Source organism: Luteococcus sediminum (assembly GCF_054783495.1).
On the sequence record NZ_BAAGQL010000005.1, the window covers coordinates 160,451 to 184,789 of the forward strand.

General features: G+C 69.1%; 26 protein-coding genes, 2 tRNA genes and 2 pseudogenes. 17 read left to right on the forward strand and 13 right to left on the reverse strand.

The features are described from left to right. Positions 1-2 precede the first annotated feature (2 nt). Genes ACYVKA_RS03385 through ilvA form a run of 3 tightly spaced genes read left to right on the forward strand, consistent with a single transcriptional unit; the run spans position 3 to position 1,976 of the window. Entirely contained in the window at positions 3-242 is a 240-nt protein-coding gene (locus tag ACYVKA_RS03385; RefSeq protein ID WP_460702981.1) for a type II toxin-antitoxin system Phd/YefM family antitoxin, read from the forward strand. Then, positions 242-652 carry a PIN domain-containing protein gene (locus ACYVKA_RS03390; protein ID WP_460702983.1) on the forward strand — a complete coding sequence of 137 codons (411 nt, stop codon included), beginning with the start codon at positions 242-244 and terminating at the stop codon, positions 650-652. Before ACYVKA_RS03385 ends, ACYVKA_RS03390 begins: the two co-directional genes overlap by 1 nt. A gap of 58 nt (positions 653-710) precedes the next feature. After that, the gene (gene ilvA, locus ACYVKA_RS03395; RefSeq protein WP_460702984.1) at positions 711-1,976 is read left to right on the forward strand and encodes a threonine ammonia-lyase IlvA; all 1,266 of its coding nucleotides are present in this window, start codon (positions 711-713) and stop codon (positions 1,974-1,976) included. 116 nt (positions 1,977-2,092) lie between these two features. Here ilvA and ACYVKA_RS03400 read toward each other — a convergent pair whose 3' ends face one another. The 5 genes and pseudogenes from ACYVKA_RS03400 to ACYVKA_RS03420 all read right to left on the reverse strand — a co-directional run bounded on the left by ACYVKA_RS03400 (position 2,093) and on the right by ACYVKA_RS03420 (position 4,478). Beyond that, positions 2,093-2,257, reverse strand: coding sequence for a hypothetical protein (locus tag ACYVKA_RS03400; protein ID WP_460703225.1), 165 nt, complete (start codon positions 2,255-2,257; stop codon positions 2,093-2,095). Positions 2,258-2,328: 71 nt separating this feature from the next. Beyond that, positions 2,329-2,667, reverse strand: a pseudogene (locus tag ACYVKA_RS03405) (MFS transporter); the annotation flags it as partial. Beyond that, the gene (locus ACYVKA_RS03410) at positions 2,643-3,131 is read right to left on the reverse strand and encodes an MFS transporter (RefSeq protein WP_460703199.1); all 489 of its coding nucleotides are present in this window, start codon (positions 3,129-3,131) and stop codon (positions 2,643-2,645) included. The gene ACYVKA_RS03410 and the pseudogene ACYVKA_RS03405, both read right to left, overlap by 25 nt. 12 nt (positions 3,132-3,143) lie before the next feature. Further along, positions 3,144-3,281: a hypothetical protein gene (locus tag ACYVKA_RS03415; RefSeq protein WP_460702986.1), complete on the reverse strand. Its 138-nt coding sequence runs from the start codon at positions 3,279-3,281 to the stop codon at positions 3,144-3,146. Positions 3,282-3,509: 228 nt separating this feature from the next. After that, positions 3,510-4,478 (reverse strand): 4-hydroxy-3-methylbut-2-enyl diphosphate reductase, encoded by a 969-nt coding sequence (locus tag ACYVKA_RS03420; RefSeq protein WP_460702988.1) that lies wholly within the window; start codon positions 4,476-4,478, stop codon positions 3,510-3,512. A gap of 289 nt (positions 4,479-4,767) precedes the next feature. Between ACYVKA_RS03420 and xseA the strand changes: the two genes are divergently transcribed. The 4 genes from xseA to ACYVKA_RS03440 all read left to right on the forward strand — a co-directional run bounded on the left by xseA (position 4,768) and on the right by ACYVKA_RS03440 (position 9,026). Continuing rightward, positions 4,768-6,039, forward strand: coding sequence for an exodeoxyribonuclease VII large subunit (gene xseA, locus ACYVKA_RS03425; RefSeq protein ID WP_460702990.1), 1,272 nt, complete (start codon positions 4,768-4,770; stop codon positions 6,037-6,039). An 8-nt stretch (positions 6,040-6,047) separates the two neighbouring features. Continuing rightward, complete coding sequence (locus ACYVKA_RS03430) at positions 6,048-6,284, forward strand: exodeoxyribonuclease VII small subunit (RefSeq protein WP_394276214.1); 237 nt, start codon at positions 6,048-6,050, stop codon at positions 6,282-6,284. A 310-nt stretch (positions 6,285-6,594) separates the two neighbouring features. Further along, complete coding sequence (locus ACYVKA_RS03435; RefSeq protein ID WP_460702992.1) at positions 6,595-7,455, forward strand: PTS sugar transporter subunit IIA; 861 nt, start codon at positions 6,595-6,597, stop codon at positions 7,453-7,455. 35 nt (positions 7,456-7,490) lie between these two features. Then, a complete protein-coding gene (locus ACYVKA_RS03440; protein WP_460702994.1) occupies positions 7,491-9,026 on the forward strand; it encodes a PTS ascorbate transporter subunit IIC in 1,536 nt (511 codons plus the stop codon). A 120-nt stretch (positions 9,027-9,146) separates the two neighbouring features. Here the strand turns inward: ACYVKA_RS03440 and ACYVKA_RS03445 are convergent, their stop codons facing one another. After that, entirely contained in the window at positions 9,147-9,674 is a 528-nt protein-coding gene (locus ACYVKA_RS03445; RefSeq protein WP_460702996.1) for a DUF4245 domain-containing protein, read from the reverse strand. A 190-nt stretch (positions 9,675-9,864) separates the two neighbouring features. On the opposite strand from ACYVKA_RS03445, the gene ACYVKA_RS03450 reads away from it, so the two are divergent. Next, the gene (locus tag ACYVKA_RS03450; RefSeq protein ID WP_460702997.1) at positions 9,865-10,062 is read left to right on the forward strand and encodes a hypothetical protein; all 198 of its coding nucleotides are present in this window, start codon (positions 9,865-9,867) and stop codon (positions 10,060-10,062) included. Positions 10,063-10,079: 17 nt separating this feature from the next. On the opposite strand, the gene ACYVKA_RS03455 is transcribed toward ACYVKA_RS03450, so the two are convergent. Both ACYVKA_RS03455 and ACYVKA_RS03460 read right to left on the reverse strand, forming a co-directional pair. Continuing rightward, positions 10,080-10,934, reverse strand: coding sequence for an HpcH/HpaI aldolase/citrate lyase family protein (locus ACYVKA_RS03455; protein ID WP_394276210.1), 855 nt, complete (start codon positions 10,932-10,934; stop codon positions 10,080-10,082). A 98-nt stretch (positions 10,935-11,032) separates the two neighbouring features. After that, positions 11,033-12,349: pseudogene (locus tag ACYVKA_RS03460) on the reverse strand (PhoH family protein); the annotation flags it as partial. A 357-nt stretch (positions 12,350-12,706) separates the two neighbouring features. Between ACYVKA_RS03460 and ACYVKA_RS03465 the strand changes: the two are divergent. The 3 genes from ACYVKA_RS03465 (at position 12,707) to ACYVKA_RS03475 (ending at position 15,674) form a co-directional block, all read left to right on the forward strand. After that, positions 12,707-13,048, forward strand: coding sequence for a hypothetical protein (locus ACYVKA_RS03465; RefSeq protein WP_460702999.1), 342 nt, complete (start codon positions 12,707-12,709; stop codon positions 13,046-13,048). Between the two features lie 75 nt (positions 13,049-13,123). Beyond that, positions 13,124-13,330: a hypothetical protein gene (locus ACYVKA_RS03470; RefSeq protein ID WP_460703000.1), complete on the forward strand. Its 207-nt coding sequence runs from the start codon at positions 13,124-13,126 to the stop codon at positions 13,328-13,330. Between the two features lie 10 nt (positions 13,331-13,340). Continuing rightward, a complete protein-coding gene (locus tag ACYVKA_RS03475) occupies positions 13,341-15,674 on the forward strand; it encodes a glycoside hydrolase family 31 protein (RefSeq protein ID WP_460703001.1) in 2,334 nt (777 codons plus the stop codon). Positions 15,675-15,997: 323 nt separating this feature from the next. On the opposite strand, the gene ACYVKA_RS03480 is transcribed toward ACYVKA_RS03475, so the two are convergent. Further along, a complete protein-coding gene (locus ACYVKA_RS03480; protein WP_460703002.1) occupies positions 15,998-16,447 on the reverse strand; it encodes a deoxycytidylate deaminase in 450 nt (149 codons plus the stop codon). A gap of 62 nt (positions 16,448-16,509) precedes the next feature. Beyond that, positions 16,510-17,436 (reverse strand): cation diffusion facilitator family transporter, encoded by a 927-nt coding sequence (locus ACYVKA_RS03485; RefSeq protein ID WP_460703003.1) that lies wholly within the window; start codon positions 17,434-17,436, stop codon positions 16,510-16,512. 100 nt (positions 17,437-17,536) lie between these two features. Between ACYVKA_RS03485 and ACYVKA_RS03490 the strand changes: the two genes are divergently transcribed. Further along, entirely contained in the window at positions 17,537-19,057 is a 1,521-nt protein-coding gene (locus ACYVKA_RS03490) for a patatin-like phospholipase family protein (RefSeq protein WP_460703005.1), read from the forward strand. A gap of 104 nt (positions 19,058-19,161) precedes the next feature. Beyond that, positions 19,162-19,234, forward strand: a tRNA-Lys gene (locus ACYVKA_RS03495). A gap of 71 nt (positions 19,235-19,305) precedes the next feature. Here ACYVKA_RS03495 and ACYVKA_RS03500 read toward each other — a convergent pair. Next, the gene (locus ACYVKA_RS03500; protein WP_394276203.1) at positions 19,306-19,716 is read right to left on the reverse strand and encodes a hypothetical protein; all 411 of its coding nucleotides are present in this window, start codon (positions 19,714-19,716) and stop codon (positions 19,306-19,308) included. A 91-nt stretch (positions 19,717-19,807) separates the two neighbouring features. On the opposite strand from ACYVKA_RS03500, the gene ACYVKA_RS03505 reads away from it, so the two are divergent. The 4 genes from ACYVKA_RS03505 to ACYVKA_RS03520 all read left to right on the forward strand — a co-directional run bounded on the left by ACYVKA_RS03505 (position 19,808) and on the right by ACYVKA_RS03520 (position 22,586). Beyond that, positions 19,808-20,407, forward strand: a complete 600-nt coding sequence (locus ACYVKA_RS03505; protein WP_460703007.1) for a hypothetical protein — start codon at positions 19,808-19,810, stop codon at positions 20,405-20,407. Positions 20,408-20,796: 389 nt separating this feature from the next. Further along, positions 20,797-22,014, forward strand: coding sequence for an SH3 domain-containing protein (locus ACYVKA_RS03510; protein ID WP_460703009.1), 1,218 nt, complete (start codon positions 20,797-20,799; stop codon positions 22,012-22,014). A gap of 63 nt (positions 22,015-22,077) precedes the next feature. Further along, positions 22,078-22,153: transfer RNA gene (locus ACYVKA_RS03515), tRNA-Glu, on the forward strand. A gap of 181 nt (positions 22,154-22,334) precedes the next feature. After that, complete coding sequence (locus tag ACYVKA_RS03520) at positions 22,335-22,586, forward strand: DUF2283 domain-containing protein (RefSeq protein ID WP_460703011.1); 252 nt, start codon at positions 22,335-22,337, stop codon at positions 22,584-22,586. A gap of 278 nt (positions 22,587-22,864) precedes the next feature. Here the strand turns inward: ACYVKA_RS03520 and ACYVKA_RS03525 are convergent, their stop codons facing one another. Both ACYVKA_RS03525 and ACYVKA_RS03530 read right to left on the reverse strand, forming a co-directional pair. Further along, the gene (locus tag ACYVKA_RS03525; RefSeq protein ID WP_460703013.1) at positions 22,865-23,713 is read right to left on the reverse strand and encodes a ketopantoate reductase family protein; all 849 of its coding nucleotides are present in this window, start codon (positions 23,711-23,713) and stop codon (positions 22,865-22,867) included. Between the two features lie 137 nt (positions 23,714-23,850). After that, positions 23,851-24,294, reverse strand: a complete 444-nt coding sequence (locus ACYVKA_RS03530) for a hypothetical protein (RefSeq protein WP_394276298.1) — start codon at positions 24,292-24,294, stop codon at positions 23,851-23,853. Positions 24,295-24,339: the final 45 nt, after the last annotated feature.

Below are 24,339 nucleotides of genomic sequence, written 5' to 3' on the forward strand. Positions count from 1 at the left end.
GCATGACCACACTGTCCGCGCGCCAGTTCAACCAGGACGTCAGCGCCGCCAAGCGCGCCGCCCACGACGGACCCGTCACCGTGACCGATCGCGGCGAACCCGCCTACGTACTGCTCACCATCGACGACTACCGCCGACTGCAGCGCAGCAACACCGAGTTCCTGTCCCGTCTGCGCATGGACGAGGAGATCGACGTGGACTTCCCGCCGGTGAGCATCGAACTGCGAGTCCCGCAACTCTGATGTACCTGCTCGACACGAATGTCCTCAGCGAGTACCGTAAGCCGTCGGCCGACCAGGGTGTGGTGCGCTGGATGGCGCGGCGCGAGCCGGTCGACCTGCACCTGAGCGCCATCACCGTCTTCGAGATCGAGATAGGAGTCCGCCGCGTCGAGCGTCGGGACAAGGACCAGGGCAGGCGGCTGCGGGAGTGGTTCACCTCTGGCATCCTCGAACAGTTCCACGGACGCATCCTGCCCGTGGACGCCGCCGTCGCCCTGCAGTCGGCAGCGATGCAGGTGCCCGATCCGCGCCCGGAACGAGACTGCTTCATCGCCGCCACGGCAGCCGTGCATGGCCTGGCCGTCGTCACGCGCAACACCAAGGACTTCTCCCCGATGGGCGTCGCCCTGGTCAATCCGTGGCAGGCCTGACCCCCGTCACGATCCGGACAGCGGTCCCACACCGCGAGACGACTCCTAGGCTGGCGCAATGACCACCCTTGCCGAGCTCTCCAACCTCGTCGACGACGCCGCCACCCGCCTCTACGGCGTGAGCGTGCGCACCCCGCTGCAGCGCAATGACCGGCTCAGTGAGGCGACCGGCGCGCAGGTCTGGCTCAAGCGCGAGGACCTGCAGCCCGTGCGCTCCTACAAGCTGCGCGGCGCCTACAACCTGATCAGCCAGCTGCCCACCCGGGAGCGCGAGGCGGGCGTCATCGCCGCCAGCGCCGGAAACCACGGCCAGGGGGTGGCGTGGAGCTGCGCCACCCTCGGCATCAAGGGCCGCATCTTCGTCCCCAGCACCACGCCCCGGCAAAAGCGCGACCGGATGAAGGCGCTGGGCGGCGAGTGGGTCGAGCTGGTGGTCACCGGTGACACCTATGACGAAGCCGCCGCCGCGGCCCGCCAGGCTGCCGAGGCCACCGGCGCCACGATGGTGCCAGCCTTCGACGACATCCGCACCGCCGCCGGCCAGGGCACCGTGGTGCGCGAGGTGGTCGAGCAGCTCGGGCACGTGCCCGACGTGCTGCTGGTGCCCGTCGGCGGCGGGGGCATGCTCGCCGGCTGCGCCGCCTGGCTGGCCAACCATCCCGGCACCCGGATCGTCGGGGTCGAACCCAGCGGCGCCCGCTGCATGGCCGCCGCCATCGCCGAGGGCCATCCCGTGGCGCTGCAGGGCATCGACACCTTCGTCGACGGCGCCGCCGTGGCGCGCGCCGGGGACGTCACCTTCCCGCTGGTGCAGGAGGCCGGTGTCGAGCTGGTGCACGTGCCCGAGGGCGAGGTGTGCACCGAGATGCTGGCGATGTACCAGACCGACGGCATCATCGCCGAGCCTGCCGGGGCCCTTGCCGCCGCCAGCCTGCGCTCGGCCACCCACACCCCGGCCGTGACCGTCGAGCCCGGACAGGACGTCGTCGTGGTGGTCAGCGGCGGCAACAACGACGTCTCGCGCTATGCCGAGATCGTGGAGCGCTCCCTCATCCAGGAGGGCCGCAAGCACTACTTCCTGGTCAGCTTCCCGCAGGAGCCGGGGGCGCTGCGGCGCTTCCTCGACGAGGTGCTCGGCCCCGACGACGACATCGCCTACTTCGAGTACGTCAAGCGGTCCAACCGCGAGATCGGGCCGGCCCTGGTGGGCATCGAGCTCGGTGACCCGGCCAGTTACCGTGCGCTTCTGGAGCGGATGTCCACCAGCGGCATCCAGACCGAGGTGGTCAATCCCGACTCCCCCTTCTACCGCTTGCTGGTCTGAGGCCGCTGCGGGCATCCGGGCACTGCCCCCGGACGTGCGACGAGCCCGCCGGTCTGTCGGCGGGCTCATCGCAGGGTGCGTCGCAGGGCGTGCGGCGCGTGGAGTGTGGTGGACGCTCAGGCGCTGGGCGCCGCGATGGTGGCGCCGCTGCCGGCACCGCTACGGGCGGCGACCAGCTGCTCGTGCTCCGCAAAGGGCAGCTCCTCCAGCACCAGGTCGGGGTTCTCCTCCTGGGTGGCGACCAGTTCGTGCGCCTCCTCCACCGAGGAGACCGTCGGCATGGAACCGGGTAGACGATGGCCACGGCGTAGACCGGCTTTCGGCTGATGCGGTCCGACAGCATGCCGATGAAGGGCACGCCGATCGACAGCGCCACCAGGGCCGGGATGGTGGCCAGGGCGGCCTGCACCGTCGAGTAGTGGTGGCTGGTCTCCAGGTAGGAGGGCATGTAGGAGGTGAGCGAGTAGCCGGCGGTGTTGGTGGCACCCACCAGGGCCATGGCGATCAGGATCGGACGCCAGTGGGCCTTCATGACGGCCAGCGCCCCCTTGGGGGCGTTCTCGTCGTCCTCGGTGGCGGCCTCCATGGCCTGGGTCTGCTCGAAGGTGGGCGATTCGTCGATCTGCAGCCGGAACCACAGCGAGATCAGGCCCAGCGGCAGGGCGATCAGGAGGGGATGCACCAGCCCCACGACATCATCGTGTCGGGGCCGAGCAGCACCTGGCAGGCCACCACGGTGGCTGCGCCGATGGCGAAGCCCATGTAGGAACCGACGTCGAGGATGCTGGACAGGAAGCCGCGGCGGGCCTCGGGCGAGTACTCGGCGACGAAGGTGGTGGCGCCGGCGTACTCGCCGCCGGTCGAGAAGCCCTGCACCAGGCGACAGGCGATCAGCAGGGCGAAGGCCCAGTTGCCGATCGTGGCGCTGGTGGGCAGCATGCCGATGGCCGCGGTGGCCACCGACATCATGATCATGGTGATGGCGAGCACCTTCTGCCGGCCGATCTTGTCACCGAGTGGCCCGAAGACGAGTCCACCGATGGGGCGGGCGATGAAGCTGACCGCAAAACCGGCCAGCACGACCACCATGCGCCACTGCTCGGGCACATTGGGCACGAACAGCACGGCCATGGTGGCGGTGAGACATCCATAGATGCCGAAGTCGTATCACTCCATCGCATTGCCCACCAGGGCGCCGGTGATGGCCTTCTTCATCGGTTGCTTCTCCACCACCGTCACGTGATCAACTTCAAGCCTGCGACGGCAGGGGCGACGAATGTGTCGCCGGAGTCGTGATGGGGCCATGAATCTCTCCTCAAGGGCATTGAAGGGTGCAAAAACCCTCCAAACCCACACCCGCGACGCAGCTGCTGTACACTTCATCGCTGCTTGTCATGGCCACATCGACGCTCTGATGGGCGTCTGAGCAGTGGGTTCAGCGCAGAGTGAACCCGAGATGCGAGGAGCCCGTCGTTGTACTCTCGACGGGCTCCTCGGCTGCCCCGCTCACTGCGGGGACGGTGATGAATCGGGTCAGTGGCGGGCGGCATTCTTCGGCAGGTCCTTGCGCAACTCCGGGGGCAGCGCGAAGGTCAGCGACTCCTCGATGAGGCGCTCCTCGACGGCCTTGGGGTAGCCCTTGCCCTCGAGCAGTTCGAGCACCCCGTCGACGAGTTCCTCGGGCACCGAGGCACCGCTGGTGACGCCGATGCGGTCGGCACCCTCCAGCCAGGACTCGTCGATCTCGGAGGCGCAGTCCACGCGGTAGGCGGCCTTTGCCCCGGCCTCCAGCGCCACCTCGACCAGGCGCACCGAGTTGGAGGAGTTCTTCGAGCCGACCACGATCACCAGGTCGGAATGGGCAGCGATCTGCTTGACGGCCAGCTGGCGGTTCTGCGTGGCGTAGCAGATGTCGTCGCTGGGCGGGCTCTGCAGCAGCGGGAACTTGGTGCGCAGCCGATCGACGGTCTGCATCGTCTCGTCGACGCTGAGCGTGGTCTGGCTGAGCCACACCACGGGCTCGTCGGTGGGCAGCTCGACGGACTCCACGTCGTCGGGGTGCTGCACCAGCGTCATGTGCTCGGGCGCCTCGCCCATGGTGCCCTCCACCTCCTCGTGGCCGGCGTGGCCGATCAGCACGATCGGGATGTCCTGCTTGGCGAAGCGCTTGGCCTCGTGGTGCACCTTGGTGACCAGCGGGCAGGTGGCGTCGATGGTCTTGAGCTGGCGCTCGGCAGCCTCCGAGTGCACCATCGGGCTGACCCCGTGTGCGCTGAAGACCACGGTGGCACCCTCGGGCACCTCCGACAGCTCCTCGACGAAGATCGCGCCCCGCTTCTCCAGCGTCTCCACAACGTGCTTGTTGTGCACGATCTGCTTGCGCACGTAGACGGGGGCGCCGTAGGTGTCCAGCGCCTTCTCCACGGTGATGACGGCACGGTCGACTCCGGCGCAGTAGCCGCGCGGGGCGGCGACGACGACATGCTTGGCAGATTCGCTCATGCCCCCAGTCTATGAGCTGACTCCCAGAGCCCGCTGTGGGGCGACGGTGCCCCCACCGCGCACGTCCAAAGCCCACCCCGCACGCGCACCAGCCACCCAAACCCCGACTCCGCACGTCCAAGACCGACGGGGCACTTGCTCCATCGCCGGCACAGTCAGCTTTCGACGTGCCCAGTGCGACGGAGGGGCCGGACGCAGGACGCGCACAACCCACCCCCGCGCCGCCACCGGCACCGGCACCGGCACCGGCACCGGAGAACTGTCACAGTCACCCCCTAGGCTCGTGGTCATGGCGATGCAGAGCTCACCGGAGACCCCCAAGGCACTGGGCGAGGTGGTGCGCGCGGTCAAGGGATGGGTGGAGCGCTGCGGCCAGGTGTGGGTGCAGGCGCAGGTGATCGAGATGCGCCGCACGCGTGGTGCCACGCAGTTCCTCACCCTGCGCGACGTGAACGATGAGGTCTCTGCCTCGGTCACCATCTCCTCGGCCGTCCTCGACTCCGCCGGCCCGCTCTCGCAGGGCATGACCGTCTCGGCCCTGGTGCGGCCGACGGTGTGGGCCAAGAGCGGACGTCTCAGCTTCGAGTGTGCCGAACTGCGCATCGCCGGCGAGGGCCAGCTGCTGGCCATGCTGGAACAACGCAAGCGCCTGTTGCAGGCCGAGGGCCTGTTCGCCCCCGAACGCAAGAAGCGGCTGCCCTTCATGCCGCGCGTGATCGGCGTGGTCACCGGGCAGAACACGGCTGCGGAGAAGGACGTCGTCACCAACATCCTGGGCCGCTGGCCTGCGGCGCGCCTCGACGTGCGCCATGCGCTGGTGCAGGGCCCCAAGGCGGCGGCCGAGGTGATGCAGCAACTGGCCGTCCTCGACTCCGACCCGCTGGTGGACGTCATCATCATCGCGCGTGGCGGCGGCTCCCTGGAGGACCTGTTGCCCTTCAGCGACGAGGGCCTGGTGCGGGCCGTTGCGGCGGCGCGAACCCCGGTGGTGACGGCGATCGGGCACGAGCCGGACACTCCGATCGTCGACTTGGCCGCAGACCTGCGGGCCTCCACCCCCACCGACGCCGCCAAGCGCGTGGTGCCCGATGCCCGGGAGGAGTCAGAGCGGGTGCAGCAGGCGCTGGCCCGGATCCGCCAGGCGATCGTCGCCAAGGTCGGCCAGGAGCAGCAGCAGCTCACCCAGCTGACCAGCCGGCCGGTCATGCGCGACCCGGGCGGCAGCCTCGAGGTGCACGACGAGCGGCTCCAGATGCTGCGGATGCGGCTGGAACGGGCGGCCGAGCAGACCGTCACGCAGCACCAGACCTCCCTGGCCCACGACCTGAGCCGGGTGCGGGCAATGAGCCCGAAGGCAACGCTTGAGCGCGGCTACGCCATCCTGGCCGACGGCGAGGGCAACTCGGTCACCTCCATCGCCGAGGTGGACCTGGACGACGACGTGATGGCCTACCTGTCCGACGGCAAGCTGACCCTGTCGATCACCGGCATCGACGACCCCACAGGAAACCTGAGCGCCAGCATGGACGACTTCGGCTTCGACGACCCCGATGAGAACTGAGGACCCCGATGAGCGAGAACCAGAATCCCGACCAGACGCCCTCGATGGGCTATGAACAGGCCCGCGAGGAGCTGGCCGAGGTGGTGCGCAAACTCGAGTCCGGCGGCGTCCCCCTGGCCGACTCCATGGCGCTGTGGGAGCGCGGTGAGCTGCTGGCAGGCATCTGCCAGCAATGGCTCGACGGCGCCAAGGCACGCATCGACGCGGCGCGGGCCAGGGCCGAGCAGCCCCGTCAGGCTGAATGACCCCGTCAGGCTGAATGACCCCGTCAGGCTGAATGACCCCGTCAGGCTGAATGACCCCGTCAGGCTGAATGACCCCGTCAGGCTGAATGACCCCGTCAGGCTGAATGACCCCGTCAGGCTGAATGACTCCGTCAGGCTGAGTGACTCTGGGAGCATGGCCAGGGATTCCCATTCCCGCAGTGCGAGCGCACGCCGAACAGATCCGGGGTGGGAGGCTGGACACATGCCAGATCTTGGGCGGATATCCCCAGCACTCCGTACTGTCATTCCCAGCCACTGACGGCCCAGCGACCAGGAGTGTGATGGCACCATGACGAGTCCACAAGCAGATGAAGCAAAGACGGTGGTGAGCCTGCTCAGCCGTTCCGCGATCCGGCTGGATGCCACGGCCCAGGGATGGGAGGACGCCATCCGACAGGCCGGCGCGCTGCTGGAGGCCGAGGGAGTAGCCACCGGCGACTACACCCAGGCGATGGTCGACAGCGTCCACACCAACGGCCCCTACATCGTCCTGGCACCAGGCTTCGCCTTCGCCCACTCCCGCCCCTCCGAGGCCGTGAAGCGCACGGGTCTGTCCTGGTTGCGGCTGGCCGAGCCCGTGGAGTTCGGGCACAAGCGCAATGACCCGGTGGAGCTCGTCGTGGCCATGGCTGCGGCCGACACCACCGAGCACCAGGACGCCATGGCCCAGCTCGCGAAGGTGGTCAGCAGCAAGCAGACCATGGAGCGGCTGCGCACCGCGCCCGATGCCGAGGCGGTGCTGGACATCCTGCGCGAGGTCACCGCACCCAAGAAGGCGCCCGCCACCCCGGCCGCCACACCGGCCGCCACACCGGCACCCACCCCGACGACCAGCCAGCGCAGCACCTCGGGGCCGCCCCGCACCAAGGACCACATCATGACGGTCTGCGGCAACGGCGTGGGCACCAGCCTCTTCCTCAAGAACACCCTCGAGGGCGTTCTCGGCAAGTGGGGATGGGGTCCCTACATCACGGTGGAGGCCACCGACACCGTCTCGGCCAAGGGCAAGGCCAAGGAGTGCGACCTGATCATGACCTCCGGCGAGATCGGCAAGACCCTCGGTGACCTGGGAGTGCCCATGGTCATCATCGAGAACTTCACCAGCGAGCAGGAGATCGACGCCGCCCTGCGCGAGGTCTACGACATTTGATCCTCGCCGCGTGCGAGCCCGAGAAAGGTCCACCCATGAATTTCGTGATGGCGTTCGCCCAGTTCTTGGTGAACGAGATCCTCAGCGTGCCGGCATTCCTGATCGGCATCATCACCGCAGTCGGCCTCGCCGCCATGCGCCGCAGCCGCGGGCAGGTGGTCGGCAGTGCCCTCAAGGCGACGCTCGGCTTCCTGCTGATCGGCGCCGGCGCCGGGCTGGTGGTCAGCTCGCTGGCCCCGCTCGGCATCATGATCCAAGGTGCCACCGGTGCCCACGGCGTGATCCCCACGAATGAGGCGATCGCGGGCATCGCCCAGGCGCAGTACGGCGGCATGGTGAGCTGGCTGATGATCCTCGGCTTCCTGCTCAGCCTCGTCCTGGCCCGCTTCACTCCCCTGCACTACGTCTTCCTCACCGGCCACCACATGCTCTTCATGGCCACCATGCTCACCATCGTGCTGGCCAGCGCCGGCTATGGTGCGCCGATCGTGGTCAGCGTCGGCGGCCTGCTGCTGGCCATCCTGATGGTCAGCCTCCCGGCGCTGAGCCAGCCGTGGACCCGCCAGATCACCGGCGACGACTCCATCGCCATCGGCCACTTCGGCACCGCCGGCTACATCGCCTCCGGCGCGGTCGGCAAGGCCGTGGGCAAGAAGAGCCGTTCCACCGAGGAGATGAACCTGCCGGAGTCACTGCGCTTCCTGCGCGACTCGATGGTCTCGACCGCCCTGTCGATGGTGCTGATGTACCTGGTGCTGGCCGTGCTCTTCCTGGCCCGCGCCGGACGGGACGCTGCCTACAAGTCCTTCGACGGTGGCGCCCTCAACGTCGGCAACTACCTGATGAAGTCGGTCACCCAGGGCCTGCAATTCGGCGTGGCCGTCGCGGTGATCCTGTTCGGCGTGCGCACCATCCTCGGTGAGCTCGTGCCCGCCTTCCAGGGCATCGCAGCCAAGGTGGTGCCCGGCGCCATCCCCGCCCTCGACGCCCCGATCGTCTTCCCCTACGCCCAGAACGCCGTGCTGGTCGGTTTCATGTCGAGCTTCGTCGGCGGCCTGACCGCCCTGGCACTGCAGAGCGCCTGGCTCAGCCCCTCCTTCGGCATGGCGCTGATTCTGCCCGGTCTGGTTCCGCACTTCTTCACCGGCGGTGCCGCGGGTGTCTACGGCAATGCCACCGGTGGTCGTCGCGGAGCGATCCTGGGCGCCTTCACCAATGGCCTGCTGATCACCTTCCTGCCCGCCGTGCTGCTGGGCGTGCTGGGCAGCTTCGGTGATGCCAACACCACCTTCGGTGATGCCGACTTCGGCTGGTTCGGCGCCCTCGTGGGCAGCGCGGCCAAGCTCGGTTCCGTCGCCGGGATCCTCGCCATGCTGGCCGTCGGTGCCATGCTGATGGCCGTGGCCATCCTGGTGCAGAAGAAGCTGGTCGAGACCGGGTGGGTCCCTGCCCCGTACCGGATGGCGGCGAAGCAGCCCGTCGACGCCAGCCAGGCCCGCCCGGCCGCCACGGGCAGCTACCCGAAGATCGCGCCCCCGAAGGGCGCACCGACACCGCCCGATTCCATCTGAGACGGGGCGTGGTCAAAGAAGCAACGCGGGGTGTGAGGCTTTCCCTCACACCCCGCCTCGTGTTCGTATGGTCCGAGGTGGTCGAGGCGGGCCGCCGACACCGCCCGGCCCTGGCAGCCCTCAGCCGAAGCTACCGACGAAGGCCTCGACGCCTTCGTAGGGAAGGTCCGCGCAGGCCACCGTCGTGGACGGCTTGCTGGCCGGGTCGCCGTCCTTGCCGGTGACACTGACCAGGCAGCGGCTACGTTCGTCCTCGCTCAGGTAGCGGGTCCAGGTGCGGCCCTGGACGGTGCTGGTGCCCTCCTCGATGCCGCCGCGGGTGATGTCGCGCACGAAACCCGGCTGCGTGGCGCCGGGGCGCTGCTTCACCTCGTGGTAGACGTCGCCGGGCGCGAGGAAGCCGAGCTGCAGCTCATTGCCGTGGAAGCGCGCCCGCACAGGCTTCCACGAGTCGGGAAGAGCGGTGGGGGCCATCACCTGGTAGGGCGCCGACTTGCGCGCCTCGGCCACCACCGGCCCCCACTGCGCCACCGGCACCTCCGGCTCGTCGGGGGTGCGGGTGAACAGGGCATAGATCAGCACGCAGGGCACCATGATCACGGCAAGGGACATGATCATGTCGAAGACGGCAGCTCGCGGGTTACGCACCCGCGCATCCTACGCGAGCCGCGCGCGCACCACCTCAGATCCCATGAGGACGGCGGGTTGCTGTGGTCGTGTGGGCCAGGGCCCAGAAGTGCAGATTCGTGGATCATCTCCGAGATTGGGCTGGTGGATGCCGACATGCAATCGGCGGCCCCGGTGTTCACAGAGCACACGACGATTGTCTTGGACGTGCATGCCCGCTCGGTGCGGGCAGCGGGACGTCGGGATCGCGGCGGTGGCCCACGAGGCTGCCCGGATGCTGCGCATGGACGAGCTGACCGCGGTGCGTGTTCCCACGATCGCGCAGGAATCGGCTCGTGAGTTGATGCCTGCCCGGGCAACGAACAGGGGCCCCGCGCAACCAGCACGGGCGCGCCTGACCTGCCAGTGACAGGAAGGACCTACATGTCAGTCGACCACGCTCGAGACCCCCGACGGAATGCCGAAGGCCTCGGCCAGGCCGATCAGGCGACGGGCCCGGGCACGCTTGGGGGTGTCCGAGGCGCTGCGGATCTCGCCACCGTGGGCGTCGAAGTCCGCCAGGAAACCCGTGGCCCACTCGATGTCCTCGGCCGAGGGCGAGAGCACCTCGTTGACGATCGGGCACTGCTCCGGCAGCAGGCAGATCTTGCCGCGCATGCCGAACTTCTGCGTCACGTCAGCCGAGGCGGCCAGCTTGGCACCCATCGCGCCGACGGCCGGACCGTCGATGGGGCCGGGCAGGGTGGCGGCGCGCGAGGCCACCGTCAGCTGGGTACGGATCGGAGCCAGGGCCACGATGTCGTCGCCGATGCCGGTGTCGCGACGGAAGTCCCCCAGCCCGAAGGCGATCCGGAAGGTGGAGCGCGACTGGGCGATGCGGTCGACCAGCATCATGCCGCGGGCAGTCTCCACCATCGCCACCACCAGCTTCTGCGAGCCCAGGCGCTCAGCGGTCTTCTGCACGTGCTCGCTGGTCTCGACCATCGCCAGCATCACGCCACGCATCTTCTCGTGCGGGGCGAGCGCGTCACAGTCGGCCTCCCACCAGGTGGTGCCGAAGCCGTTGATGCGCACCCAGGCCTCGCCGCCGCGCTCGAAGAAGGCCACCACATTGGCGCGTGCCTCCTCCTTGCGGGCCGGGGGCACCGAGTCCTCGATGTCGAGCACCACCACGTCAGCCTCGCTCTCGACGGCCGCGTCGAAGTCCTCGGGATGCAGGGCGTTGACGAGCAACCAGCTGCGCGCCAGGTCGGGTCCGATACGGGTGGGGCGCGGGGCCATGGGTCCTCCTGGGGGCTGTTCGCCGTGGACTTCCACGGCGAGGATTCACATTGTGCCGTGTGGAATGAGGTGTCGTGGCATTTCTCGCCCCAGATTCCGTCCTCGAGCATCTCGGTGACCAGCGCCGCGATCGGCGAGCGTTCCGAGCGGGTCAGGGTGACGTGGGCGAACAGCGGATTGCCCTTGAGCTTCTCCACCACCGCGGCGATCCCGTCATGACGTCCCACCCGCAGGTTGTCGCGCTGGGCGACATCGTGGGTGAGCACCACCCGTGAGTTCTGCCCGATGCGGCTCAGCACGGTCAGCAGCACATTGCGCTCCAGGCTCTGGGCCTCGTCGACGATCACGAAGGCGTCGTGCAGGCTGCGTCCGCGGATGTGGGTCAGCGGCAGCACCTCGAGCATGTCCTGGGCGAGCACCTCGTCGATGACGTACTTGTTGGTCACCGCCCCGAGGGTGTCGAAGACGGCCTGGCCCCAGGGCGACATCTTTTCGTTCTCGGTGCCGGGCAGGTAGCCCAGGTCCTGGCCGCCGACGGCGTAGAGCGGCCGGAAGACCACCACCTTGCGGTGCAGGCGACGCTCCAGCACCGCCTCCAGCCCGGCGCACAGGGCCAGGGCGCTCTTGCCGGTGCCGGCCCGGCCACCCAGCGAGACGATGCCGACCTCGGGGTCCAGGAGCAGGTCCAGGGCGATGCGCTGCTCGGCGGAACGGCCACGCACTCCGAAGGCCTCCCGGTCGCTGCGCACCAGGCGGACGCTGCCGTCGGGCAGCACCCGACCGAGGGCGGAGCCTCCGCTGTCGGCGTGCAGCACCAGTCCGGTGTTGACCGGAAGCCCGTCGGCCTGCGACAGCACCAGGTGCCCCTGCTCGTACAGTGCGTCCACCTGGGCGTCGTGGACGTCGAGCTCGCGCACGCCGGTCCAGTCGGACTCCACGGCCATCTCGGCGCGGTACTCCTGCGCCTGCAGCCCCACCACGGAGGCCTTGACGCGCATCGGCAGGTCCTTGCTGACCACCACCACCTCGTGGCCTTCACTGGCCAGGTTGAGGGCGACGGCCAGGATGCGCGAGTCATTGTCGCCCAGCCTGAAGCCGGGCGGCAGCAGCTGTGGGTCGGCATGGTTCAGCTCGATGTGCAGGGTGCCGCCGGCGTCGTTGACCGGGACGGGTGTGTCGAGCTGGCCATGGCTGATGCGCAGGTCGTCGAGCAGGCGCAGCGCGGTGCGGGCGAAGTAGCCCAGCTCCGGGTGGTGGCGTTTTCCTTCCAGCTCCGTGATCACCACGATCGGCAGCACCACGTGGTGCTCGTCGAAGCGGGTGAGCGAGCGAGGATCGCTCAGCAGTACGGAGGTGTCGACCACATAGCTCTTGCGGCCAGGAGAGGTCTCGTTGCCGGTCGTCGGGGCGTCCATGCCTGCCACGCTAGGGCGCGCCCGTGCGCGGGGACCGGCCGATCGGCGGCGCTTCACCGAGTGTTCACTGCCCCGTCAGCGCAGGGATGCCGACCGCAGCGTCCACAAACCACATCGTGAGGAGCACTCACTGCAGCATCGACACCATGGGCCACCCACAATGTGGTTTCTGGACGGCCCCTGCCGTGCCCCTGTCCCCCATCCTCGTGACAATCCGGCCCCTGGTCTTGAAGCGGGGCTGAGGAAGGCGACTATGACGACTGTCTGGCTGGGTTTTGTCGGAAGCCCGGACTAGCGTCCAACGCACTCCATCACGACGGGCAGGGGGTCCGCCGCGCAGGAGCAACAGGGGGAACCATGAGCACCACCATCCACACCGACAGCGCCACCAGCCTCGACTGGGAGGCCACCTTCCCGCAGGACGCCTCGACCCAGATCCAGCTGCCCTGCACCCTTGCCGAGCTGCAGGCCGCCATGAGCGTCTTCGAGGCCGAGCTCAGCGAGCTCGTCGTCACCAGCGCCGGCCACGGCAACGGCCGCGACGTCATCACCGTCCGCGCGCCACAGCCCGAGCGCGTGCAGCAGCTCGGCCAGCGCCACATCACCGAGTTCGTCGCCTCCGACGGCTATGACGACTGCCGCGAGTGCGGCTACGACCTGGCCCACCACACCAATGGCATCACCTGCCCCTGGAGCTGACCGCGGCCCTACAGTGGTGCCAGGGACGAGCCCGAACGCTCCCGCCCACTGCGGCCCGGCACAGCACAGTTGGCCGTGACCTTCGTGTCGACGGCCCTGCTCGCCCTCGTCACCTTCGTGCTGCTGCGCCGCTTCGCCTTCGACGAGTCATGGCCGCTGGCCGCCCGGCGGGCCGCCGAACTCAGTCTGGTGTGCGGCACCGGCGCCACGCTGGGCACAGTGGTCGAGAGCTGGTGGCGACGCTTCCGGCTCCGCCCCGAGAGGCGGCACGAGCCCTCGTAGAGTGGATGGCATGCCCACGCTGCCCGCACACCTGCGCCTGCCCACCAGCCCCGTCGCACCCGCCGAGTCGGTGGTGACCAGCGGCAATGCCCGCTTCACCGTGCTGACCGAGCGCCTGGTGCGCATCGAGTGGTCGCCCAGCGGAAGCTTCGAGGACCGCGCCACCCAGGTGGTGCTGCACCGCGACCTGCCCACGCCCCGTTTCCGCGTGCACCGCGACGGGGAGCGCACCCAGATCTTCACCAGCGCCTTCCACTTGGACCACAGCGGCGGCGAGTTCACCCCGCAGACGCTCAAGGTGCAGGAGCTGACCGGCGGCTACCACTCCGTCTGGCGCCCCGGTGAGGAGCCGGACAGCAAGTTCGCCGGCTTCGTCGGCATCCCCACCCAGCTGGGCGGCACCGCCCGCACCTTGGACGCGGTCGACGGCGCCACCGAGGTGGAGCCGGGTCTGGCCAACACGCTGGGCGTGGCGAGCCTGGACGACAGCTCCTCGCTGGCCCTCGACGACCAGGGTTGGGTGGCCCAGCGCGAGACGGGCGCCGTCGACGTCTACGTCTTCGCCCACGGCCATGACTTCGCCGATGCCGTGCGCGACTTCTACCGGATCACCGGCCCGCAGCCGGTGCTGCCCCGCCACGCCCTGGGCAACTGGTGGAGCCGATACCACGCCTACACCCAGGAGGAGTACCAGCAGCTCATCGAGCGCTTCGAGGCCGAGCGGCTTCCCTTCAGCGTCGCCGTGGTGGACATGGACTGGCACCTGACCGAGATCGACCCGCGCTTCGGGGCTGGCTGGACGGGCTACACCTGGAACCGCAACCTCTTCCCCGACCACGTCGGTTTCCTGTCCTGGCTGCACGAGCGCGGACTGAAGGTGAGCCTCAACGTGCACCCGGCCGAGGGCATCCGCGCCTACGAGCAGGCCTACCCGCTGATGGCCGAGGCCCTGGGCATCGACCCGGACAGCGAGCTGCCGGCCTCCTTCGACTTCGCCGACCCCGCCTTCATCCGGGCCTACTTCGAGCACGTCCACCACCCGATGGAGACCGAGGGCGTCGACTTCTGGTGGCTGGACTGGCAGCAGGGCAGCCATTCCCGCATCCCCGGGCTGGACCCGCTGTGGATGCTGAACCACCTGCACTTCCTCGACTCGGGCCGCGACGGTCGTCGCCCGCTGACCTTCAGCCGCTATGCCGGGCCGGGCTCGCACCGCTACCCGGTGGGCTTCAGCGGCGACACGGTGATCAGCTGGGAGTCGCTGGACTTCCAGCCCTGGTTCACCTCGACGGCCTCGAACATCGGCTACGGCTGGTGGAGCCATGACATCGGCGGGCACATGTTCGGCACCAAGGACGACGAGCTGGCCACCCGCTGGGTGCAGTTCGGGGCCTTCTCCCCCGTCAACCGGCTGCACGCGTCCAATGGGGTCTTCAGCGGCAAGGAGCCGTGGCGCTTCAATCCCGTCGCGGAGCAGGTGATGGGTGACTTCCTGCGGCTTCGCCACCGGATGGTGCCGTGGCTGTTCACGGAGAACCTCGTCGGGTCGCAGGAGCTGCGCCCGCTGGTGCGCCCGGTCTACTGGAGCGATCCGGAGCGGATCGAGGCCTATGCCGCCCGCAACCAGTACTGGTTCGGACGCGACCTGCTGGTGGCGCCGATCACCTGCCCCGTGGAGCAGCAGAGCCAGTACGCGCCGGTGACGACCTGGCTTCCGGCCGGGCGGTGGGTGGACCTGTTCACGGGCCTGGCCTACACCGGAGGCCGCGCCGTGACGATGCACCGGCCGATCAGCCAGATCCCGGTGATGGCCCGCGCGGGCGCGATCATCCCGCTCACCGGCGAGGACTGGCTGCGGGTGGAGCTGCCCGAGAGCCTGGAGCTGCGGATCGTCGCGGGGGCCGATGGCCGCTATGAGCTGGTGGAGGACGACGACCGTAGCGGCGGCCGCCAGGCGCGCACCGTCTTCGAGTACACCCAGTCGACGGGTGAGGTTCGCATCCACGGTGCCACCGGCGACGTGGAGCTGGTGCCGGCACATCGCCGCTACCGGCTGGTGCTGGTGGGGGCCGGGGTCGACCAGGTGGTCGAGCTGGGTGAGGTGGGCGCCGAGACCGGTGCCCGGGCCGTCTTCGAGGGCGCGCGGGAGGCCGACAACCGCGTCGACGAACGGGCCCTGGCCTTCCTCGACCAGGCACAGATGCCGATCTTCACCAAGGAGAGGGTCCGTCAGCTGCTCATGGAGCACCCTGGCGTGGGGGCCAGGGTGGCGACGCTGGCCGAGATGGAGCTGGCCCCCGACGTGGCGGCGGTGCTTCGGGAGCTCCTGCTCGCCCTGGAGTGATCCGGCCTGGAGTGATCCGGCCTGGAATGATCCGGCCTGGAATGATCCGGGCAGCTCCTGCCGGGGAACGGACGAGGACCCGTCGGCCGTGCCGGCGGGCCCTCCGTTCCCAGCGTCCGACCGATCCCCCGATGCGGTCCCACGGCTTGGGATGGCACTTCCCCCGAAGTGCCTCTACCACCGGGTTCCCCCGAACCTGCGGCGCTGTGTCCATCATGCGCGCTGTGAAATGTGAACACGAGTTGAAGTCGAAAATCCGACATTCGGTCAGGATCAGCTCAGGTTCAAGGGTCAATTTGTCACCCGTTCAGGGGACAGCAGCCTCACCAACTGACCAGGGAGCCTGCGTCCAGCTCGCCGTCGGGCCACACGGCCCGCACGATGCCGGCGGCAGCCAGCGCCTTGCGGCAGCCGGGGCAGGGTTCATCGGTGATGTAGGCGGTCGCACCCTTGGTGTCCCTGGTGCTGAACAGCAGGGCGTTGACCTCGGCGTGGATGGCGATGCAGAAGCCGGGCGTGCCGGGACGGTCGTAGTCGCCCAGGCCGGGCACTTGGTCATAGGAGAGCTGGCCCCGCGGGCAGGCGCCCTCGAGGCAGTCGGGATGGCCCGGCGCGGCGCCGTTGTAGCCGGTGGCGATGATGCGCTTGTCGATCACCAGCACTGCACCGACCCGTCGCCGGGTGCACTTGGCACGGGCACTGACCGCGGCGCTGATCCCCAGGAAGTACTCGTCCCATCCCGGAACACTCACGGGTGCTGCGATCTCGCTCATAGCGTCATCCTAGGGCGCGTGCGCGGCAGGCCGTCGGAGCCCGCCACGGCCTGGACCTCGGATCAGTTGAGGCCGAAGTCGTAGTCGTCGTAGGAGCGGGGATCCTCTATCGGCTCGGCATGGATCATCACGTGCAGGTCGTCGAACTCCGCCACCAGCGCCTCGGTGATCTCCTCCACCAGGTCGTGGGCCTGCTGCACGCTCCACGCGCCGGGCACCAGCAGGTGCATGTCCATGTAGCGGCGGTTGCCCGACTCGCGGGTGCGCACCCCGTGGAACATGACGTGGTCGGCGGTGAAGCCCTCCAGGATCTCGCGGATGCGGTTGTTCTCCGCCTTGGGCAGGCTGACGTCCATCAGTCCCATGCCCGATTCGTGCATCAGCTTGGCGCCGGTGAACAGGATGTTGATGCCGACGGCCATGGCCACGATCGCGTCCAGCCGCGGCCACTTGGTGAGCCAGACCAGCGCGACGCCCAGCACCACGCCCACCGAGGTCCACACGTCGGTGAGCAGGTGCTTGCCGTCGGCGGTCAACGTCATGGAGCGGTACTTCCGTCCGGCGCGCAGCAACACCCAGGCGACCCCGCCGTTGAGGAAGGAGGCCAGCACCGAGACCAGCAGGCCGATCCCGACATTCTCCAGCGGCTGGGGCTCCATGAAGCGCTGCACCGCGGTGAGGATGATGACGCCCGCGGCGACGAAGATCATGGCGCCCTCGGCGGCGGCCGAGAAGTACTCGGCCTTGGAGTGGCCGAAGTTGTGGTTGCGGTCCGGCGGCTTGATCGCCAGGCGCAGCGCCATCAGGGCGATGATGGCGGCGGCCAGGTTCACCAGCGACTCGGCGGCATCGGACAGCAGGCCCACCGATCCGGTGACCTGCCAGGCAAAGGTCTTGAGGGCGATGGTCCCCAGGGCCGCGGCGATCGACAGCCACGCGAAGCGGGTGAGGTCGACGGGGGCGGACGTCCGGGGGGAGGGGGAGGTCATCGAGGCTTCTTGCACGGCCTCATTCTCCCCCACTGTTTCTGGCAGTGCGCCCAGAGCGTCCGCCCGGGCCCCGGCCCGGCGGGCGCCTAGTCTGGGAGGCATGGCACGTTCGGTCTGGCAGTCACTGGGCAGGCCCTTGGGCCTGCCCACCCAGGACAGGCAGGGGCTGGTGCTCTCGGGCGGCGGCTCCAAGGCAAGCTTCCAGCTGGGCGCGCTGCGCTATCTCTACCAGCACGCGGACCTCGCCCCGACGGTGGTGGTCGGCACCTCCGCGGGCTCCATCCTGGCCGCGCTGCTGGCCCAGAGCGACGATCCCCGCGAGCAGGTGGAACTGGTGGCGCAGCTCGAGGAGCTGTGGCTGGGGATGTGCCGCCAGGGCGACATGTTCACCGAGCGGGCGTGGTTTCGCCGCTTCCGGGCGCGCGGTCCCGAGATCCAGGCACTGCTGCAGCGCGAACGCGAGGCGCGGCGCAGCACCCCGCGCAGCCTGCCGAAGCTGCCCCTGCCCTTCACCCGCGGCGTCCAGCTGGCGCCCGAGGACGAGCCACAGGAGGAGTTGGCCGAGCCTGGCAACCCCGAGGAGGCCCAGGAGGAGCTGACTGGGCAGATGCAGACGCTGGCGATGGCCACCAGCGACCCGCTCGTCGAGACCCCCGAACTCAGCCCCACGCAGGTGGTGACGCTGCTGGCAGGTCTGAGTCGGCTGCGCGGCGTCGGCAATGACCTGGCCTTCATCCTCACCGGCGCCGAGAAGACGCGCTCGATGTACATTCCGGGCCCGATCCTGCGCGAGTTGCTGGGCGAGGGCGGCCTGTTCGACTCCTCGCGGGTGCCCGGATCAGGCATGACGCTGCGCATCGCGATGGTGGGGCTGGAGAGCGGTGAGCTGCGCTTCATGCGCGAGGACGGCCGCCTGGTGAACCGCGACGACATCCCGGTGCCCGGCGAGCCGCACGACATCTCGCGTGGGGTGCTGGCCTCCTGCTCCATCCCGACCGTCTTCACCCCGGTGGCGATCGACGACGAGAACTACGTCGACGGTGGGGTGCGCGAGAACCTGCCCGCCGAGATGGCGATGGGGCCGCTGGACTGCACCACCACCTGGGTGGTCACCTGCAATGCGCCCTCGATCGCGCCGAGCGAGTCCTTCGCCACCAAGGACCTGTTCTCGATCATGCTGCGCGCCACCGAGATCCAGTCCGACGAGACCGAGCGTGACGAGGCGACCCTGGCGCGTCGTCACGGTGCGCTGGTGGTGGAGCCGGAGTTCGACGTGCACGATGCGATGACGATCGATCCGGGCCTGTTGCGGATCTTTCGCGACTACGGCTGGATGCGTGCCGCCGAGGTGCACCTGGGGGCGACGACGGCCGAGGTGGCATTGGGGCGCAGCATCATCACCGCCCGGCGCCGTATCTGGGAGCTGGAGCGCACCTACCTCAGTGAGCAGGGCCAGCACGACGAGCGCGAGCTGTTGCTACTGGCCCGTCTCAAGTACGACCTGCGCGACCAGGTGCCGAGGGTTCGCGACCAGATCAGGCCCGAGGGGGCGGAGTCGTGGTGGCGCGAGTGGGAGGGCCATGCGGTGCCGGTGGAGATGGACCCGCCCTGGCTGGTCTGAGCACCGCGTCCACTGCCGGAAGGCCTGAGCCGGACGGTCCGGGGGTGCGCCCGGGCGCGCCTGGGCGCGGCCTGGCCGTTCGGGGCGGCTATCCTTGTCGGGTTGCCCCTATAGCTCAGTTGGCAGAGCAGTGGACTTTTAATCCATGGGTCGTGGGTTCGATCCCCACTGGGGGTACGCAGAAGGGCTCCAAGGTTCTCCTCGGAGCCCTTCTGGTGTTCCCGGGTATTGCTGAGGCCCAGCGGGGTTCAGGCGGTCACGACGCGCCGGGTGCTCCACCGGTGCAGCAGGGCGGACAGGACCACCACAGCCAGTCCGGCGAGCAGCCATGGCCAGGGGCTGGCGTCCATCACGCACTCGTAGGCCACGCGCTGGCAGTCGAAGCCGGGGCCGCGACGGTTGAGCCAGGCCAGCGCGAACATCATGGCGGCGGGGCCTACGAGCAGGCCCCAAAGCCCATTGCCGCGGGTCAGCAGCAGGGCAGCCAACCCGACGAGCATGCCGGCCGGCACGATCACCAGTCCCCAGCTGAGCGGGGAGAAACCGGCCAGGGCGACGATGGCGCCGGACAGTGCCCACAGGCTGAAGGCGGGCCAGTCGCGGATCTTCGCGCGGGGGGCGGTGAGCAGGTGGGGACGCGCAGGACTCGAACCGGTCATGTGCGAATCCTAGGCAGGTCGGTCTTGTGCGCGTGCAGCACCCCCTTGGTTCTGCACCGGACGGCCTGGGTCACGCCGCTAGGCTCGGCCCATGCAGGGATTCATTGTGGTGCTCGGGGTGGGGCTGGTCCTGTTCGCGCTGGCGGCACTGGCCGACCGACGCTCGGCACGACGGGCCCAGCAGGTGGTGGGTCTTCCTCCGGCGCGGACCGTCGCCCCGGCCCGTTCGGAGCCTGATGAGGAGCAGCGTCGCGCCCTGGAGCTCTTCCGTGCCGAGCAGCCCAGCCTGGCCCTGGGGCTGGCCGATGCGTCGATGGCCACCTGGCGCTCCCCCGACTGCTTGGAACTGGCCGATGCGGCGGTGCTCTGCTGCCCCGAGGGGATCGGTTCCCAGCGCGAGCTGCTGAATGCCCGCATCGCGGCCCGCGCCCTGTCGCGGTCGTTGCTGGTGGCGCTCACCTCGATCCCGGACGACGAGCTGGCCCTGCTGTGCGCCACCCCGGGGCTGACGATGCCGGTACTGGTGGGCGACGAGGACGCCTGCCGGCAGCTGGCCGAGCTGGCAGGGGCGACACCGATCGGGCGCGGCGACCTGCAGGCCGGCTTGGCAGGCCGGGCGCTTGGTCACGTGGCGCGGCTTGTCGCCGACGAGACCGCGTGCTGGGTGCTCAACCCTCAACCCCAAGGGTGAAGCTCAACTTTCGGTTCACCCACCCTTGAGGGTTCTGGCGAGGCCCCTCCTGAGGACTTCTGGAGGTTCCGGCACAGGTCTGGGTAAAGCCCTCGGCTCAATCTATGCCTAAACACATATTCCCTGGTGGCGACGGGATGAAATGGTGGCGACAGCGACACCGGCAGACGCTTCGGAATGCTGACCTTTCCCCTTCCTGAAAAGGCACTTGGGCATTTCTTGGCGATCTGTCAACCCTCGAGGGCGCTTTGACCCACTCCATGACGCCGGCCCTAGTGTCCACCTCATCGGGGCGACACCGGCCAACGACGTGGGGAAGCGTCAGGGCAGGTGTCGCCCTTCTTGTCTCAACGCGGCTGGGGAAGAGCCGCGTCGGAAGGAAAACCACAGTGTCTGTCCTGCGCCTTGCCAGGGTGGCCTCGGCTTCGGCCGTGACCGCCAGCATGCTCCTTGGGGGTACCCAGTTGGTGGTGGGCCAGATGGCCCAGGCCAAGAATTCGATCATGACGGCCTCGGTTGGCCTCAACGTCCGCTCCGGTCCGGGCCTGGACCATCCGGTGATTGGCGGACTTGCCCGCGGCGAGACCGTCACCGTCACCGGCCCCTCGGCCAAGGGCTGGGCCCCGGTGCTGTACCAGGGCCGCCGCGCCTTCGTCGCCGCCCAGTACCTCAGCGGCGTGCGCGGCACTGCGACCGTCGCTGCCTCCGGATCGCGGTCCCAGGCCCGCACCCTGGCCGGTGTGAATGTCCGCACCGGTGCCGGGATCGACAATCCCGTGGTCACCACCCTGCCCCGGGGCACCACCGTCACCCTCACCGGACGCACCCAAGGCGACTGGAGCCAGATCAACCTGAACGGGCGCTCCCTGTGGGTGAACAATGCCTGGATCACGGGCGGGGCGGCCGCCACCCGCCCGGTGAGCACGGCCGCCGTCACCTCGCGGGCCCGCGCCACGACCGCCCTGATGATCCGCACCAGCGCAGGCAGCGACTTCCGCAGCCTGGGCGACATCCCCAAGGGAAGCCTGCTCGACCTGACCGGGGTGAAGAGGAACGGCGTCTCGCAGATCCTGTGGCAGGGCCAGCTGCGCTGGGTGAACTCCCACTTCCTGACACCGGTGGGTGGCACCTCCGGGGCTCCCGCACCCAAGGTGCCGGGCACCATCGGCTCGCGCTGGACGACGACGAAGCTCGCGATCCGTCCCTCCTCTGTCGGGCCCCGCTACCTCTACGAGGTGCCCGCCGGCACCCGCTTGGAGGTGACGGGCAGGGTGCGCAATGGCCGCGCCGAGGTGATCGTCGGCTTCGCCCGCGCCCGCTACCCGCAGGTGCGCACCATCTACGGAGTGCGGCCCGATCCCCTGCCCGACCATCCGAGCGGCCACACGGTGGACCTGATGATCCCCAACTACCGGTCCAACCGGGCGTTGGGGACGCAGATTGCCACTGACCTGCAGGCCAATGCCGGACGGCTCGGCGTGAAGTACATCATCTGGCGCCAGCACATCTGGTCGGTGAGCCGCGCGAACGAGGGCTGGCGCCCGATGGCCGACCGTGGCGGTGACACCGTCAACCACTACGACCACGTGCACGTGACCGTCCACTGAGCCACGGTCAGCGCGGACGCGGTTTTGAGCAGCGCCCGAAGGCCACTAGACTTGCCCGGTCGGGTCCCCATCGTCTAGCGGCCCAGGACACCGCCCTTTCAAGGCGGCAGCGCGGGTTCGAATCCCGTTGGGGATACCAAACGAAAGAAGCCCTTGACCAGCAGCAATGCTCGCCAAGGGCTTTTTCGCGCCTGTGGCGTCGTCGACCTCGACACATTGTGGCCGCGTCAGTGATCACGTCGGAGATGATGGGGTCAACCCACTTCGTGGGGTCGCATGCGAGCCCGTGCTCGCTGAGCCAGACCCATCAGGGAGCAACGATGTCCGAGCTGCACGCAGAACGACCCACCTACGATCCGCAGGCCGATGCCGTGGCCTTCTGGCCGGGAAACCAGGTGCACCCAGACCAGAGCTATCACCACACCGCTTTCCTGCAGGACGACGACCTGACCATGGGCATCAACGTTGACCTCGACGAGCAGGGCCGCGTGATCATGTTCGAGGTGCTCGAGGCCAGTCGCATCTTCCACCCCGACCTTCTGGCCGAGTGGGAAGAGAACCTGCGCGACTGACCGCCGTAAGCCCCTGCCTTTCATCCGAGGGCGCCGCCCCAACCTGAGGCGGTCTGCAGATCCCCACCCGCCATCGCGTCAGCGCGGCGGCACCCGGTCAGGTCTTCACACTGCCACGGGTCCTTCGCCGGTGCGTCGAACTTCGCTCGCATCATCAGGATCACTCCCGCTGGGAGTAGGCCCTGCCCCAGAGATGCCGCGAGCCGAACGATGGCATTGTCAGCCTTGTCTCGGCGATCCATGCGCACTTCCCAGCCCAAGGGTTCCTCCTCGGGCCGTCACTCCCCCAGCTGCCGGGCCAGCAGATCCATCTCCGCACGCGCGGCGGGACTGCTGACATCCAGCGCCAAGGCGGCCGCAGGGGTGTGCAGGAAGCGTCGCAGGGCGGTTGCGGCGGTGCGGGTGGGGGTGCGCTTCAGGATGCCCATGCTGCGCGGAACGGGGCCATCCTCGAGCGCACGGAGGCGGCTGCGGACTTCACTGACCACGCCCCGCACGGCCCCGGCATCGGCGGCCAGCTCGGCGGCGCCACCAGCGCGGTTCACGGCCAGCCCCAGAGGAGCCACCAGGATGGCGTGCGTGCGCAACCAGCCGGGCATGTCCTGCTGCACCTGGGCGGGGAATCCGGCGCTGTTGAAGACGTCGACGATCCGCTCGGCCCGCACACTGCTCCCCCACCCGGACTCACCCACGGGCATGGCGGCCAGGCGGCCCAGCTTCAACGGTGCCGTCCACCGGACGACCCCCTGGTCCATCACCCCGCCCGCCATCGGGAAGGCGAGCAGCAGGTCACGGCCCAGCGCCAGCTCGAGCGCCTGCGGTGATCCGGCCCAGTTGCCCAGCGTCAGCACGTCGGCGGCCAGCGTCCGAAGGCCCGCCAGGGCCGCTTCCATGCCCTGGGCGCGAACCGCGACGACCACGAGCTCGTAGACGTCCTCCACCTCGGAGACCACTGGCAGTGCAAGGCGTCGCACCGGGCCGTTGCCGCGAGCGATCAGCAGGCCCTTGGAACGCAGCGCAGCCAGCCGGCTGCCGCGCGCCAGGAGGCTGACGTCGTGGCCCACATCGTGCAGGCGCACGGCATGGAGGCTGCCGAGTACACCGGCGCCGACCACCAGGACCTTCATCCGCACTCCTCCTACTCGACCACGAGCTCCACGACCATCCGTGAGGTTACCGGTGCCCATCATTGCCGACCATGGCAGGACCCGCCCCGCGATGGCTGCGGGGCGGGTCCTGCCGTGCGGTCGTGCCGGCGCCGGACTCAGTTGTCGTTGTCGATGGCGGCCGCGGCCAGGCCGGTGAGGGCACCCATGCCGATGACCAGGGCGGAGACGCCATAGGCCAGGACGCTGGTGAACAGCGATGCGCGGGTGAAGTTGGCCTGCATGAGCAGGTCCCGGGGGCCGGACAGCTCTTCGGCCCGCTCGGTGTCACCCTCGGCGCTCGCCTTCATGAACTCGGCGCTCACGTCGGCGAAGGTACGTCCTCCGCCCATGTGGTGCGCGTGCTTGGCGACGGTCTCGGCCTGCATGTAGGCGGTCAGCGGTCCTGCGACCGGCTTGCCGGCCAGACGGTCCGCGTCCTCGGGGACGGTGATGTCCTGGTCCTTGAGCTGCTTGGTGATGGCGGCCCAGGCGGCTCCGCCGGAACCGATCAGGATGGGGCTGGCAGTGGCAAGGAGGGTACGCAGGGCGCGGTTGCTCATGGAAATTCCTTCGTCGAGAGGTCAGTTGCCCAGTACAAGTTGAAA

Bases quoted from the DNA above. Each gene is read 5' to 3' on its own strand.
- ACYVKA_RS03435 (WP_460702992.1), top strand. From the start codon at position 6,595: ATGACGAGTCCACAAGCAGATGAAGCAAAGACGGTGGTGAGCCTGCTC.
- xseA (WP_460702990.1), top strand. From the start codon at position 4,768: ATGGCGATGCAGAGCTCACCGGAGACCCCCAAGGCACTGGGCGAGGTG.
- ACYVKA_RS03525 (WP_460703013.1), bottom strand. From the start codon at position 23,713: ATGAAGGTCCTGGTGGTCGGCGCCGGTGTACTCGGCAGCCTCCATGCC.
- ACYVKA_RS03440 (WP_460702994.1), top strand. From the start codon at position 7,491: ATGAATTTCGTGATGGCGTTCGCCCAGTTCTTGGTGAACGAGATCCTC.
- ACYVKA_RS03505 (WP_460703007.1), top strand. From the start codon at position 19,808: ATGCAGGGATTCATTGTGGTGCTCGGGGTGGGGCTGGTCCTGTTCGCG.
- ACYVKA_RS03455 (WP_394276210.1), bottom strand. From the start codon at position 10,934: ATGGCCCCGCGCCCCACCCGTATCGGACCCGACCTGGCGCGCAGCTGG.
- ACYVKA_RS03485 (WP_460703003.1), bottom strand. From the start codon at position 17,436: ATGACCTCCCCCTCCCCCCGGACGTCCGCCCCCGTCGACCTCACCCGC.
- ACYVKA_RS03465 (WP_460702999.1), top strand. From the start codon at position 12,707: ATGAGCACCACCATCCACACCGACAGCGCCACCAGCCTCGACTGGGAG.
- ACYVKA_RS03415 (WP_460702986.1), bottom strand. From the start codon at position 3,281: ATGGCCCCATCACGACTCCGGCGACACATTCGTCGCCCCTGCCGTCGC.
- ACYVKA_RS03420 (WP_460702988.1), bottom strand. From the start codon at position 4,478: ATGAGCGAATCTGCCAAGCATGTCGTCGTCGCCGCCCCGCGCGGCTAC.
- ilvA (WP_460702984.1), top strand. From the start codon at position 711: ATGACCACCCTTGCCGAGCTCTCCAACCTCGTCGACGACGCCGCCACC.
- ACYVKA_RS03500 (WP_394276203.1), bottom strand. From the start codon at position 19,716: ATGACCGGTTCGAGTCCTGCGCGTCCCCACCTGCTCACCGCCCCCCGC.
- ACYVKA_RS03450 (WP_460702997.1), top strand. From the start codon at position 9,865: ATGCCCGCTCGGTGCGGGCAGCGGGACGTCGGGATCGCGGCGGTGGCC.
- ACYVKA_RS03530 (WP_394276298.1), bottom strand. From the start codon at position 24,294: ATGAGCAACCGCGCCCTGCGTACCCTCCTTGCCACTGCCAGCCCCATC.
- ACYVKA_RS03480 (WP_460703002.1), bottom strand. From the start codon at position 16,447: ATGAGCGAGATCGCAGCACCCGTGAGTGTTCCGGGATGGGACGAGTAC.
- ACYVKA_RS03385 (WP_460702981.1), top strand. From the start codon at position 3: ATGACCACACTGTCCGCGCGCCAGTTCAACCAGGACGTCAGCGCCGCC.
- ACYVKA_RS03390 (WP_460702983.1), top strand. From the start codon at position 242: ATGTACCTGCTCGACACGAATGTCCTCAGCGAGTACCGTAAGCCGTCG.
- ACYVKA_RS03430 (WP_394276214.1), top strand. From the start codon at position 6,048: ATGAGCGAGAACCAGAATCCCGACCAGACGCCCTCGATGGGCTATGAA.
- ACYVKA_RS03400 (WP_460703225.1), bottom strand. From the start codon at position 2,257: ATGCCGACGGTCTCCTCGGTGGAGGAGGCGCACGAACTGGTCGCCACC.
- ACYVKA_RS03520 (WP_460703011.1), top strand. From the start codon at position 22,335: ATGTCCGAGCTGCACGCAGAACGACCCACCTACGATCCGCAGGCCGAT.
- ACYVKA_RS03475 (WP_460703001.1), top strand. From the start codon at position 13,341: ATGCCCACGCTGCCCGCACACCTGCGCCTGCCCACCAGCCCCGTCGCA.
- ACYVKA_RS03490 (WP_460703005.1), top strand. From the start codon at position 17,537: ATGGCACGTTCGGTCTGGCAGTCACTGGGCAGGCCCTTGGGCCTGCCC.